Here is a 14068-nt window from a genome sequence, read left to right on the forward strand (position 1 = left end):
GCGCCGGGGCGGTCAAGGGGTCAGCCCTCCATCAACCTGTAACCGATGCCCGGCTCGTTGCGGATGAGGCGGGGGTGGGCCGGATCCTCCTCGACCTTGAGCCGCAGCGCCCGGATCGCCACGCGCAAATATTCGACATCGCCGACATGCGCCCGCCCCCAGACCTTTTCCAGTAAGGCGGCATGGGTCAGGATGCGTCCGCCCGCCTCCACCAACGCCTGAAGCAGGGCAAATTCCTTGGGCGGCAGGGTCAGCGCGCGCCCGTCGATGCTGGCCTCATGACGGGCGGTGTCAATGCGGATGGGGCCATGGGCCAGCACCTCCTGCGCCGCCACCGCGCCGGTTTGCCGCAGCGCCACGCGCAGGCGGGCCAGCAATTCCTCGCCGTCGAAAGGCTTGGTGATGTAATCGGAAGCGCCCAGATCGAGCGCAGCCACCTTCTCGCCCACATCCTCGCGCGCGGACAACACGATCACCGGCACATGGGCGGCGCGCAGCATCGGGATCAATTCCAGCCCATCGCGGTCCGGCAGGCCCAGATCAAGGATCGCCGCCGCCAGCCCGCCCCCGCGCAACACCCCCAGCGCCGCCGATGCCGTGGCCGCCGATGCCGCCTCATAGCCCCCGCGCGCCAGCACCGCGCCCAGCAGGCGCAGGATCGCCGGTTCATCATCCACCACCAGAACCCGGTTCATGCCCCCATCCTTATGATAAAACGCGCGCCGCCCAGCGGACTGTCCTCGACGCTTGCCTCCATCCCCATCGCATCGGCAAAACCGCGCACGATGGCAAGGCCAAGCCCGCTGCCCTTGGTCCGGTCGCCGCCCTCAATCCGGGCAAAGCGTTCGAAAATCCGCGCGCGTTCGGCAGGCGGCACGCCGGGGCCATCATCCTCGACCCAGAGCGCGACCTGCGCGCCATCAGCCCGCGCGCCCAGCACCACCCGCGAGGCCGCATGGCCCAAAGCATTGTCAATCAGATTGATCAGCACGTGATGGAGCAGCACCGCATCGGCCCGCACAAAGGGCAGATCGGCGGGGATCGTATGACCGAGCGACAGGCCATCAGGCACCGCCACCGCCGCGCATGCCGCATCGGCCGCGTCGATCAGGTCAAGGCTTTCGGTTTGTGGGCGCAGCGAGCCTTCCTCGATCCGCGCCGCCGCGATCAGGTCGCTCATCGTGCGCTCCAGCCTGCGTGCGGCATTCAGCGCTTCGCCCGCCTCGGGGCTACGCTGGGCCAGCGCCTCAAGCTGGCCGGTGATGACGGTCAGCGGCGTGCGGAAATCATGGGCGAGGCTGGCAAGGAAGGTCCGCCGCAGCCGGTCGCTCTCGGCCAGAGTTTCGCGCGCGCGGCGCTCCTCGTCCAGCGCAATGCGGTCGCAGCCTTGCCCCAGCAAGAGCGCGACCTGCGCCATATGCTCGATCTGAACCATCGGGCGCGTCTGGCCATTGGCGGGCCGCGCCAGAGCCATCAGCGCATGATTGCCCCGCCCCTTGGGCGAGAGCGGCAAAAAGGTCCATTCCGCCGCTGCCATGACGCCGGTGCCATGGCCGGTGGCATCGCCATTGTGCATCGCCCATGCCGCTGCCGCCTGATCCAGCGAGGAGAAGCCGTCCTGCGCCCCGTCGATCCGCAGCGCGCCATAGATCCCGGCCACATAGGCGCGCGCGCGCTCCAGCGCCTCGACCGGCGATCCCTTGGCCAGCAGGCGCGAGATCTGCGCCAGTTCCTCGCTGATCGCGGCGCGGGCATTGGCCTCCTCCTCGCGCTCGCGCAGGCGGGTGGCAAGGCGGCTGGTGACCAGCGCGACCAGCACCAGCACGAGGACCGATACCGCATGGTCCGGCCCATGGACATGAAAGCTGAAATAGGGCGGCAGCAGGAAGAAATTATACGCCCCCGCCCCGGCCAGCGCCGCCAGCAGACCCGGTCCCAGCCCTCCGCGCGCCGCGCCCAGCAGCACCGGCAGCAGGAACAGCAGCGCCGCCGACGCCAGCCCCCATTGCGCCAGCATCGCGCTGGAGATCCATGTCACCAACGCGATGCCCAGCAGGGGAACGCCATAGGAAGTCAGCATGCGCCACATGGGGCGATCTATAGCGATCAAAGCTCGATCTGTGTGCCCAATTCGACCACGCGGTTGGGGGGAATGGCAAAAAAGGCGGTGGGGTCCGAGGCATTGCGGTGCAGGAACTGATAAAGCAGCACCATCGCGCGGGGCATGCAGGGGCGCGAGCCAAAGCGGATCGCGCTGCGGCCCACGAAGAAGGATGTGCCGCCCGTGCCCGTCAACAGGCCCTTTTCACGCGCCAGATCGCTGGGCACGTCGATCTTGTCCATATAGCCATAGCGCAATTTGGCGCGCAGGAAGCGTTCGTCGAGCCGTTCCAGACACAGGCGGTTTTCCGGATCGACATAGGGCGTGGTCTGGGTTTCCACCGTCAGCATGATGTTGGTGCGGTGCAGCGCCTTGTTATGTTTCAGATTATGCAGCAAAGCCGAAGGGGCCACGGTGGCGTCCTGGGTCAGGAACACCGCCGTCCCCTCGACCACCAGCGGCGGGCGGGCCGCCAGCGCCTTGACCAGTTCATCGAGCGCCACGCCCTGCTCGCTGGCGCGTTGCAGCGCCATCTTGCGCCCGCGCAGCCATGTGGCGATCACGAGGCCAATGATCCCCGCCACCATCAGCGGCACCCAGCCGCCTTCGGCCACGCGCAGCACATTGGCGCCAAAGAAGAAGATGTCGAGCGCGAGGAAGGGCGCGATCAGCAAAGCGCTGCCCAGCGGGTTCCAGCCCCAGAATTTCCACGCGATGATAAAGGCAAGGCAGGTGGTGACGACCATTGTGCCGGTCACGGCAATGCCATAGGCCGCCGCCATCGCGCTGCTGCTGCGAAAGGCAAAGACGAGGCAGATGACGCCCAGCAGCAGCATCCAGTTGACGCCCGGCATATAGATCTGGCCGATCTGCGCCGCCGAGGTCTGGCGAATGACAAGGCGCGGCATCAGGCCCAGCGCGATGGCCTGCTGCGTCAACGAATAGGCCCCGGTGATGACCGCCTGGCTGGCGATGATCGTGGCCATCGTGGCCAGCACCACCAGCGGCGCGCGCAGCGAATCCGGCGCCATCAGAAAGAACCAGTCGGCATTTTGCAGCAATTGCCCGTGGGCCTGCGCATCGCCCAAGGCCTTGAGCGCCAGCGCCCCCTGCCCCAGATAATTGAGCGTCAGCGCGGGCCAGACAAAGGTCAGCCAGCCCAGTTGGATCGGCTTTCGCCCGAAATGGCCCATGTCGGCAATCAACGCCTCCGCCCCGGTCACGGTCAGGAACACCGCGCCCAGCACGAACAGGCCCGCCACGCCATGCCCCAGCATGAAATTGACCGCCCACATCGGGTTGAAGGCGGACAAGACATCGGGCGCCTCGACAATATGCCACAGGCCCAGCGCGCCTATCGCCACGAACCAGAACGCGCAGACCGGCCCGAACAGACCCGCCACGCTGGCCGTGCCGCGCACCTGTAGGGCGAACAGGCCGATGAGGATCGTCAGCGACAGGCCAAGGATCACCGGCTCACTCATCGTCTCAAGGCCGGGGACGGTCTTCATCCCCTCGATGGCCGAGAGCACAGAAAGGGCAGGCGTAATGATCGCATCGCCGTAAAACAGTGCCGCGCCGGTCGCGCCCAGCAGCAGCACGATCAGCCACTTGCCCCCCGTCGCCCGCCGCGCCAGCGCCATCAGCGAGAGCACCCCGCCCTCGCCGTGATTGTCCATCCGGCTGAGGAAAATGACATATTTCATCGTCACCACGATGATCAGCGCCCAGAGCGCCAGCGCCAGCACGCCGAGGATCTCGCCCCGGTCGATGCCGCCCTGCGCGGTCTGGGCCAAGGCCTCGCGAAAGGCATAGAGCGGACTGGTGCCGATATCGCCATAGACCACACCGATCGCACCCAGCGTCAGCGCAAAGAGCGAGGATGGGCCGTGCACGCCGGGATTGTGGGCGGAGTTTTCGCTGGTGGAGGATGCGTTCATCAACATGATGCGTCGGTTCGCCTGGAGTAAGACAAGCCTGACACATCGGACATTCGCGCATTAAATCGCCATGGGCAAGGCGGGGGGCGGGCGTAAAGTCCGCGTAAAGCCGCCCCCTATGGCCGCGCCCCGCCCGCGATCCATGCGCCCAGTTTTTCGCGTTCTTCCAATGTCATATTCGTCATATTGCCCAGCGGCATGACCTGCGCGTCCACTGCCACCTTTTTGATGCGCGGCGCGGCGGCCGAGGCATGTTCGGCATTGTCGAGCAGCACGCCCAGAGGCGGCGCGGCAAAGGCCGGGTTGGCGGGATGGGGCGCATGGCATGTCACGCAATGGCGCTGGAGAATGGGCGCGACATCGGCATAGGCCAGATCAGCCTGAGACACGCTCGCAGCCTTCTTTTCAAGGCTGACATAGGTGATTGTGGCGATGCCGATCGCCGCGGCAACGGCCATGGCCGGGCGCGGATCGGCCCCCTTGTGGCGCAGGTTGAACACATGGCGGATGGCCACCCCCATCGCCGACATCATCGCCAGCACCAGCCAGGGCCGATCCGCGCCAAACGTCATCGGATAATGGTGGCTGATCATGATGAACAGCACCGGCAGCGTCATGTAATTGTTGTGCAGCGAGCGCTGCTTGCCCCGCGCGCCCAGCGTCGGGTCCGGCTCGCGCCCTTCGATCAGCGCGTTCACCACTTTGCGCTGACCCGGAATGATGATCATGAACACATTGGCCGCCATCACCGTGCCGACAATCGCGCCAATATGCAGATAGGCCCCGCGCGCGCTGAACACGGCATTGAGGCCGTAGGCCATGGCCACAAGAAACGCATACCAGACCACGCCCAGCAGGCGATTGTTGCGCCCCAGCGCCGACCGGCACAGCCCGTCATAGACCACCCAGCCCAGCACAATCGCGCCGATCCCGATGCAAGCCGCCTGCCACGGCTCCAGCGCCGCCTTGGCCGTATCGATCAGAAAGGCGCGCGCACCGACATAATAGACCAGCACCAGCAGCGAGAACCCGCTGACCCAGGTGAAATAGGCCTCCCATTTGAACCAGTGCAATTCGTCCGGCATTTTGGACGGGGCGACCTGATATTTCTGCTTGTGGTAAAATCCGCCGCCATGGACCGACCAGACCTCGCCCGAGGCCTCGCCTTCCTTGGGCGGTTTCAGATGGTTGTCCAGCCAGACGAAATAAAAGGACGAGCCGATCCACGCGATGCCCGTGATCAGATGCAGCCAGCGCAGCCCCAGATTGAGCCATTCGGTGATATCCACGGCGCGTCCCCTAATCTTTGCCTGATGTCTCCATGCGATTGGCGACGCGTTCGATAAAGCGCAAAATTTCGCTTATCCTGTCGCAAAAATCAGAACGCTACAGGTCGGACCAGCGGCGCAGTAGGTTGTGATAGACCTGCATCAAACGGTCAATATCGGCATCATCGCGCCCCCGCCCCTGTGCCCCTGTCTGAGCCGAAAGGCCCTGGATCGAGCGGTCAAGGTCATAGAGCATCGCGCGCGCATCATTGTCCTTCACGGCGCTTTGCATCCAGAAAAAGCTGGCGATCCGCATCCCGCGCGTCACGGGGGTGACCTTGTGCAGGCTTGAACTGGGATAAAGCACCATGTCGCCCGCAGGCAGTTTGATGCTTTGCCCGCCGAACTGGCCCTCAATGGTCAATTCCCCACCGTCGTAATCGGCCGGATCGTTCAAAAACAAGGTGGCCGACAGATCAGTGCGGAGCAGGCGATCCTCACCCGGCATCCGCATCAGCGCGCCATCGACATGCGCGCCATAATGACCGCCATCGCGATAGAGGTTGAAACGCGGCGGATGGATCGTCACCGGCAGCGCGGCGGCGAGGAATTGCGGGTTTTGCCCCAGCCGGGTCAGGATCGCCTGCCCGACCTCGCGGGCCACCGGATCATCCATCGGCACCTGCAGGTTCTGCTTCACCTGCACCGCCCGCTCGCCCGCCGTGGCCGCGCCATCGGCCCATGGCGCGCGCAGCAGACGTTCCCGCAAAGCGGCCATCTCGCCGGGGGCAAATAGTTTCTCGATCACGATCAGCATATCATACCCCCGCCAACGCATCCGGCCCGATGGCATCCAGCGTGGCGCATCCCGCCAACACCATCGCCAGTTCCAGTTCCTCGCGCAGAATTTTCAGCATATGGGCCACGCCCAAAGCGCCCCCCACGGCCAGCCCATGCAATTGCGGCCGCCCCACCATCACCGCATCGGCCCCCAGCGCCAGCGCGCGGAACACATCCGCGCCCGTCCGCACCGAGCCATCGAGCAGGATCGCGCATTCCGCCCCCAGCGCCGCGCGCATCGCGGGCAACAGCGTCAAAGGCGCCGCCGCCGCCTCCATCGCCCGCCCGCCATGGGTGGAAAGCACCAGCCCATTCCAGCCGAGCGCCATCAGCCGCGCCGCATCATCGGCCCGCGACATGCCCTTGGCCAGTAGCGGCAGGCCGGTCTGATCGCGCAGCCATGCCATATCATCCCACCCCGGCGCCGCAGCCGTCAGGCGGGACAAGGCGGGATTGTACCATTGCCCCGATGCCTCTGGCGCGGGGGTGAAACCGGCCAGATGCACCGCCTCAATCCCCGGCGGCATGGCAAATCCGGCGCGCAGGGCCTGCGGGCTGGCTGGCTGGGCGGGTGTGTCGAGCGTAACGACAATCGCCTTTGCCCCCGCCGCCTCGGCCCGGCGGATCAGGCGCAGCGTATCCTCGCGCCGGGGCTGGACATAGAGCTGAAACCACAGCGGCCCGGCGGCGACCTGCGCGATGGCCTCGATGGGCTGGCTGGCCATGGTTGAAACGCACATCACCGTCTCAAGGCAGCCCTGCGCGGTGGCCAGTTCGCCTGCGGGATGGACCAGCCTATGATAGCCGAGCGGTGAGAGCAGAACAGGATGGGCCAGATCCAGCCCCAGCAAGGCCCGCCGCGTATGCCCTCCGCGCAGATCGGCCAGAGGCCGGTTCAAGATCGCATGGGCGCCAAAGCTGACCTCTTCGCGCCGCCGCGCCGTGCCAGCACCGTTGGCGCCCTCCAGCCAGGCCCAGACTGCCGGATCAACGCGCGCCTGCGCCGCAGCGGAATAATCGGCCAGCGTGTAGAGATGCGGCGGCAGCGACACCCGGCTTACGCCGCGATACCCCAGCTTTCCAGCAGCGGCTCATTCTCCGGCTCACGCCCGCGAAAGGCGGTGAAGTTTTCGATCGCCGGGCGCGTGCCCCCGCGCGAGAGGACTTCGGCGCGGAACCGTTCGCCCAATTCGGTGCGGTTGGCGCCGCCCTCCTCAAACGCGGCATAGGCGTCTGCCGAGAGGCGCTCGGCCCAGAGATAGGAGTAATAGCCCGCCGCATAGCCACCGGCGAAAATATGGCTGAAGCTGGTGGGGAAACGATGCCATTCGGGATAGTCGATGACGGCCACTTCGCTGCGGACCTGCGCCAGAACATCGCGGTAATCAGGCGCATTGTCGCCCCCCGCCGCGCGGTGCAGCCGCAGGTCGAAAAGCGCAAATTCGGCCTGACGCACCAATCCCATCGCGCCGAGGAATTTCTGCGCCCCCAGCATCCGCGCGATCATCGCATCGGGCAGGGCCTCGCCGCTTTCCTCATGCGCGCTGGCGGCCTTGAGCGTCGCCGGTTCCCAGGCGAAATTCTCAAGGAACTGGCTGGGCAATTCCACCGCATCCCATTCCACTCCGGCGATTCCGCCCACGCTGGGCAGATCCACCTCGCCCAGCAGGTGGTGCAGGCAGTGGCCCATTTCGTGGAACAGCGTCACCATGTCGCTGTGCGTGATAGTGGCGGGCGCATCGCCCACCGGCGGCGCGAAATTCGTGACGAGATAGGCCACCGGCGTGATGCCATGCTGGCGCGGGCGGGCCGAATCCATCCATGCCCCGCCGCGCTTGCCCTCACGCGCAAAGAAATCGGCATAGAGCGAGGCCACCTCATGCCCATCGCGGTGGAGCGTGAAATAGCGCACGTCCTTGTGCCACACCGGCACGCCTTGCCCGGCGCGGAATTCAACGCCGAACAATTCGCGCACCAGGCCGAACAAAGCCTCCATCACGCGGGGCAGCGGCAGATAGCGGCGGATTTCCGACGTATCGAGATCATGCAGCTTGCGCCGCATCCGCTCGCTGGCAAAGCCGACATCCCAAGGGCGCAGATCGGTAATGCCCAATTCGTCCCGCGCAAACTCGGCCAAAGCGGCCAGATCACGCGCCGCCTGAGGACGCGCCGCGCCGCCAAGGCTGGAGAGGAAAGCATCCACTTCGGCCCCGTCCCGCGCCATTTTCGCCGCCAGCGACACCGCGACCGGATCTTCAAACCCCAGCGCCAAGGCGGCCTTGCCCCGGCGCGCAAGAATTTCGGCGATGCGCGGGCCATTGTCGAACTGGCCCGCATTCGGGCCTTGGTCGGATGCGCGGGTGTTCCATGCGCGATAGGCCTCCTCGCGCAACTCACGGTCCTCGGCATGGGACAAAACTGCCATCACGCTGGGCGCGTGGAGCGTGACCAGCCAGCCGGTCTTGCCCGCGCGCTCCGCCGCCGCGCGCATCCCCGCCCGGTCGGCCTCGGGGATACCGGCAAGGCGCGCCTCATCGGCGATTTCCAGCTTCCATGCCTCGGTGGCATCCAGCACGGCATTCGAAAATTCGGTCGACAGGCGGCCCATCTCGATGCGGTTTTCGGCAAAATCCTTCGCCGCCTGCCCTTCCAGCGCCACGCCCGACAGTTCGAAATCCTGCAAGGCCAGCGTCAGCGCCCGGCGCTCATTTTCCGGCAGCGCCTGCGGATCAATCGCCTTCAGCGCCTGATACAGCGCCTTGTCCTGACCCACGGCGCTGAAATGCGCGTCGATCAGGGGTTGCGCCTGCCCATGGGCCTCGCGCAGTTCCGGCGTGGTGGCCACCATCACCAGATGGCTGACCACGCCCCAGACGCGCGAGATGGCCACATCGGCCGCATCCTTGTCGGCCAGCAGCGCCGGATCGCCCGGCCGCGCGGCCAGATCCTTCATCGCCCCGGCATGGGCGGCAATCGCGGCCTCAACCGCGGGCACGACATGGTCGGGCCGGATCGCGGCGAAATCGGGCAGATCGGTGGCGGCCAACAGCGGATTGTTCGACATAGGATCCTGCAAATAAGAAATGTATTCAGGGCAATTTAGGAAGCGTAATGCCCGCTGGCAAGGAAGGCGGCCATGCGCTCCTCCTCCCCTTCGTCCAAAAGCCCCTGCGCGGTCAGCCATTCTTCATTGTAATAGGTCGAGGCATAGCGCTCGCCCGCATCACACAGGATCGAGACGATCGAGCCCTTCTCGCCCGCATCGGCCATTTGCGTGGCGATGCGCGCGATGGCCACCAGATTGGTTCCGGTTGACCCGCCCACGCGCCGCCCCAGATAGCGCGAGAGCACCCGCGCGGCGGCGATGGAGGCGCGGTCCTCGACCACCTCCATCCGGTCGATCACGCTGCGGATGAAACTTGGCTCGACGCGGGGGCGGCCAATGCCTTCGATACGGCTGGTCGGCCCCTCGGCGGTGGTGATGGACGCATCGCGCCAATTGCGGTGAAACACCGAGGCCGCAGGGTCCGCCACGCAGACCTGTGTGGCATGGCGGTTATAATGGACATAGCGCCCGATGGTGGCCGAGGTGCCGCCCGTGCCTGCGCCGGTCACGATCCATGCCGGGATCGGATGGGGTTCGCGGGCCATCTGGCTGAAGATGCTGTCGGCGATATTGTTGTTGCCGCGCCAGTCGGTGGCGCGTTCGGCATAGGTGAACTGGTCCATGTAATGGCCGTTCAATTCCGCCGCCAGACGCGAGGCCTCGCCGTAAACCGCGCCTGCGCTGTCCACCTTGTGGCATTGTCCGCCCAGCGCCTCGATGGCGGTGATTTTTTCGGGCGCCGTGCTGCGCGGCACCACCGCGATGAAGGGCAGGCCCAGCATCCGCGCAAAATAGGCTTCGGACACGGCGGTCGAGCCGGAGGAGGCCTCGACGACGGTCATCCCCTGCGCGATCCAGCCATTGCACAGCGCATAGAGGAACAGCGAGCGCGCGAGGCGATGCTTCAGGCTGCCGGTGGGGTGGCTGGATTCATCCTTCAGATAAATCGCGATATGCGGCAGGGCTGGCAGCGGCACCGGGATCAGATGGGTATCGGCGCTGCGGGTATAATCCGCATCAATGCGCCCGATGGCCCAGCTGACCCAGTTGGGACAGGGTTTTTGGCTCATCGCCCTTCCCTATCCCGTGATGCGCCCGCGTCAACCGGGCTGCGACCTATTTGGCGCCCTATTTCGCCGGGGTGAGACGAATTGCCCCGCCCCCGCCCGGCGCCAGCCACAGCTTGATCACATCGCCCTTGGCCACCTTGCGCGTTTCATAGGCGATCCTGTGCCGCGCCTCGGTCAGGTAGGTCGCGCCCTCGCCATCCTTGTAGATGGTGGCGGTATAGGTCTTGCCCGCGTCGAGGAAATCCAGTTTCAGGTCGACATCGCGCGCCGTGGCGTCATTGACGCCGCCGACATACCAATCGGGGCTGTTGCGATCCTGACGGGCAAAGAGCGCATATTCGCCCACAGCCCCCGCGATCAGATGGCTCTGCGCCCAATCGGCGGGGACTTGGCGGATGAAGGCCAGTTCGCGCGGGTGCGCCTCAAGGCTCTCGATAAAATCGGCCGCCATCTGGATCGGGGAATAGAGCGCCAGATAAAGCCCCAACTGCTTGGCCAGCGTCGAGGCCAGAGGCGCATGGTTGGCGCCCTCAAGGCTGAGGATACCCGGCGTGAAATCCATCGGGCCGGACAGCATACGGGTGTAAACGAGGGTCGGCTCATGGCTCGGCCCGTTGGCGAAGGCGCCCCATGCGTTATATTCCATGCCGCGCGCGCCTTCCCGCGCGATCCAGTTGGGATAGGTGCGGCGCAGGCCGGTGTCCTTCACCGGCTCATGCGCGTTGACGGCAATGTGATACTTCGCCGCCATTTCCACCACGCGCAGGTGATGCTGCACCTGACGCTGGCCATCGTGATATTCCATGCAGATTTTGGCGGGATCCGTCCCGCAGGGCGCCTGAATACCGCCCGCGTCCGCCACATAGCCCGTCTTGACCGCCGGCACGCCGAGGCGGTTATACAGCTTCATCGCATCCTCAAGCTGGGCCTCGTAATTGGCGATATTGCCGCCCGTTTCGTGATGGCCGATGATGTTGACGCCCTTTTTGTGGCCATGGGCGGTGACGGCCTCCAGATCGAAACCATCAGCCGATTTGGTAAAGCTGAAATCGCCGCCCGTACCCAGCCAATTGCCGTTCCAGCCCTTGTCCCAGCCTTCGATCAGCACGCTGGAAAAGCCGTTCTTGGCGGCAAAGTCGATATATTGCTTGGCCCGCTCGGTGGTGGCGCCATGCTTTGGCCCTTCGGCCCATGTCCAGTCGCCCCGGATCATGCCCCACCAGATGCCGATATACTTCTGCGGCTTGAACCAGCTTACATCGCCGATCTTGTTCGGTTCGTTGAGGTTCAGCTCAAGGTCGTTTTCCACCAGCCCTGCGGCATCATCGGCCATGCGGATCGCGCGCCAAGGCGTGTTGAAGGGCAGATCGCGCACAACCCGCGCGCCCTGTCCCGAAGGCGAAAGGGTGGTGCGGAATTTCTGCCCATCGGCCCGCTTGAACCACATGGCCGAATAATCGACCAGCGCAGCCTCGTGGAACGAGAGATGCGTGCCATCGTCAAGGCGCATGGTGATCGGCGTATGCGCGGTGGAAACGGCATCAATCGGCGTCTTTTGATAGACCTGCTCGTAACGGTTCCATTCGCCGCCGGGGATCCACCATGCGGTGCCCTTGGGCGCGATGTCGAATTCGGTCACTTCGTCCGCAATGCGCATCGTGGTCATCGCGGCCTGTTTGGGGATTTCATAGCGAAAGCCCACCCCATTGTCGAAGATGCGGAAACGCACATCCATCAACCGCTCGCCCTGCTCCTTGGACTGGCGCAGGTGGACGGTGATTTCGTTATAATGGTCGCGCACATAGCGGCGCTCGCCCCAGGGCTGCTCCCATGTGTCATCGCCCTTGGCGGTTTCGGCCCCGGTGATGGTCCATCCGCGCACCATATTGACGCCATCGGTGAGGATAAAGCCCATCAGCGAGGGCACGATCAGCGCCTTGCCCCGCCGGGTGATGGCGTAGCGCACGCGCTGGTCGCTGTCGGTGGTGACGGCAATCGCTATATTGCCATCGGGCGAGGTGGCCGAATAGCTGGCGGGTGCGGTCTGGGCATAGGCGGAAGTTGCCGTCAGCAAAAAGGCGGCAAGAGGAGCAAGCGAGCGGGCCATAGGGGGCGTCTCCGGGGGGAAGAAAGGGCGTTTAGGCAAGCAGGACGAAGCGGGCGGCATAGGGCGGCAATTGCGCGTCATCGCCGCCGTTCAGCGCCAGCAGGGTCTGCCCCTCCGGCGCGGCATGGGCGATGGTCTCGCCGCCAAGGTTGAAGGCGCAGGCCACCGCCCCGCCCCCCTCGCGACGAGTGAAGGTGAGCAGATCGCCATCGGCGCGCAGATCCTCCATCGCGCCAACCGCCAGCGCCCGATGCGCGCGGCGCAGGGCGATGATCTGGCGGGTGACGGCCAATTGGCTGTGCGGGTCGGCCTCCTGCCGGTCCACCGCGCGGGCGATGTTGTCGGGCGACAGCGGCAGCCAAGGCGAACCCTTGGTAAAGCCGCCCTGCTCGTCCTGCACGTGCCACGGCATCGGCGTGCGCACACCATCACGGCTCAACGTCAGCGGCCAGTTGGCGATGGCTTCGGGGTCCTGAAGCAGGTGGAACGGGATGTCATCCTGCGTCAGGCCCAATTCCTGCCCCTGATACAGAAACGCATTGCCGCGCAGCGCCATCAGCAGCGCCATGGTCATCCGCGCATAGGCATCGCGATGCTCCGCGCCCACCCAGCGCGAGACGTGGCGCGGCGCATCGTGGTTTTCAAAGGCCCAGCTCGGCCAGCCCTGCGCGCGGCCATCGGCGTCTGGCGCGCCATCCCACAGCGCCTGCGTTTGCGCCACAAGGATCGCGCTCAGGCGGTCGGCATAGAGGAAGTCGAAGCTGTAGGCGCTCGAAAGCCGCCCCTCGCCCGCCGTATAGGCCTTCATCAACGGATCGGCATCATCCCCGCCGATTTCGGCCACGGTGAAGGTTGCCCCCGCCGTCTGGCAAACTGCCGCGATGCGTTCGACAAAGCCGACCACATCGGGGTGGTTCATGCTGTTGACCTTGGCCTGAAAATCATAGGGGCGGGTGCGGGGTTTGCCATTCGCGGGTGCGACGGGATTGTCGGCAAATCCGGGGTCGAACATCGCATGGTTGAGCGCATCGAGCCGGAACCCGTCCACCCCGCGATCCAGCCAGAAACGCAGCACATCAAGGCATGCCTCCTGCACCGCCGGATTATGGCCGTTCAATTGCGGCTGCTCTTTCAGGAACTGGTGCATGTAATATTGCTGGCGACGCGCATCCCATGTCCATGCCGGGCCGCCGAACACCGATTGCCAGTTGTTGGGCGGCGTGCCGTCGGGGTTCGCATCGCGCCAGACATACCAGTCGGCGTGAGCGTTGGCCTTGTTGGCCCGGCTCTGCGCGAACCACGGATGGGCATCGCTGGTATGGGCGAAGACCATATCGATCATCACCTTCAGCCCCAGCCCATGCGCCCGCGCCACCAGCGCGTCAAAATCAGCCAGCGTGCCAAAAATTGGATCGACATCACGGTAATCGGCCACGTCATAGCCGAAATCGGCCATCGGGCTGGTGAAGAACGGGCTGATCCAGATGGCATCCACGCCCAGCGAGGCGATATGATCCAGATGCGCGGTGATGCCCGGAAGATCGCCGATGCCGTCGCCATTGCTGTCGGCAAAGCTGCGCGGATAGATCTGATAGATGGTGGCGCCGCGCCACCATGGGTCTTGCAAAGGGGGCAT

At 65.3% G+C, this 14068-nt stretch carries 10 protein-coding genes; all 10 read right to left on the bottom strand.

The window, feature by feature from the left end:
• Window positions 1-20 precede the first annotated feature (20 nt).
• The 10 genes from PQ467_RS14865 to PQ467_RS14910 all read right to left on the bottom strand — a co-directional run bounded on the left by PQ467_RS14865 (window position 21) and on the right by PQ467_RS14910 (window position 14068).
• The gene (locus PQ467_RS14865; RefSeq protein WP_274174148.1) at window positions 21-695 is read right to left on the bottom strand and encodes a response regulator transcription factor; all 675 of its coding nucleotides are present in this window, start codon (window positions 693-695) and stop codon (window positions 21-23) included.
• Window positions 692-2089 carry an ATP-binding protein gene (locus PQ467_RS14870; protein WP_274174149.1) on the bottom strand — a complete coding sequence of 466 codons (1398 nt, stop codon included), beginning with the start codon at window positions 2087-2089 and terminating at the stop codon, window positions 692-694. The genes PQ467_RS14865 and PQ467_RS14870 overlap by 4 nt, the downstream gene beginning before the upstream one ends.
• 17 nt (window positions 2090-2106) lie before the next feature.
• A complete protein-coding gene (locus PQ467_RS14875; protein WP_274174150.1) occupies window positions 2107-4047 on the bottom strand; it encodes a potassium transporter Kup in 1941 nt (646 codons plus the stop codon).
• 110 nt (window positions 4048-4157) lie between these two features.
• Window positions 4158-5330: a urate hydroxylase PuuD gene (locus tag PQ467_RS14880; RefSeq protein ID WP_274174151.1), complete on the bottom strand. Its 1173-nt coding sequence runs from the start codon at window positions 5328-5330 to the stop codon at window positions 4158-4160.
• 97 nt (window positions 5331-5427) lie between these two features.
• Window positions 5428-6126: a Fe2+-dependent dioxygenase gene (locus PQ467_RS14885; RefSeq protein ID WP_274174152.1), complete on the bottom strand. Its 699-nt coding sequence runs from the start codon at window positions 6124-6126 to the stop codon at window positions 5428-5430.
• 1 nt (window position 6127) lies between these two features.
• Window positions 6128-7201, bottom strand: a complete 1074-nt coding sequence (locus tag PQ467_RS14890) for an alpha-hydroxy acid oxidase (protein WP_274174153.1) — start codon at window positions 7199-7201, stop codon at window positions 6128-6130.
• Window positions 7202-7206: 5 nt separating this feature from the next.
• Window positions 7207-9213 (bottom strand): M3 family metallopeptidase, encoded by a 2007-nt coding sequence (locus tag PQ467_RS14895; RefSeq protein ID WP_274174154.1) that lies wholly within the window; start codon window positions 9211-9213, stop codon window positions 7207-7209.
• A gap of 35 nt (window positions 9214-9248) precedes the next feature.
• Entirely contained in the window at window positions 9249-10325 is a 1077-nt protein-coding gene (locus tag PQ467_RS14900) for a PLP-dependent cysteine synthase family protein (RefSeq protein ID WP_274174155.1), read from the bottom strand.
• 58 nt (window positions 10326-10383) lie between these two features.
• Window positions 10384-12432, bottom strand: coding sequence for a glycoside hydrolase family 97 protein (locus PQ467_RS14905; protein WP_274174156.1), 2049 nt, complete (start codon window positions 12430-12432; stop codon window positions 10384-10386).
• Between the two features lie 31 nt (window positions 12433-12463).
• The gene (locus PQ467_RS14910; RefSeq protein WP_274174157.1) at window positions 12464-14068 is read right to left on the bottom strand and encodes an alpha-amylase family glycosyl hydrolase; all 1605 of its coding nucleotides are present in this window, start codon (window positions 14066-14068) and stop codon (window positions 12464-12466) included.

This window comes from Novosphingobium sp. KACC 22771 (assembly GCF_028736195.1).
Taxonomy (GTDB): Bacteria; Pseudomonadota; Alphaproteobacteria; order Sphingomonadales; family Sphingomonadaceae; genus Novosphingobium.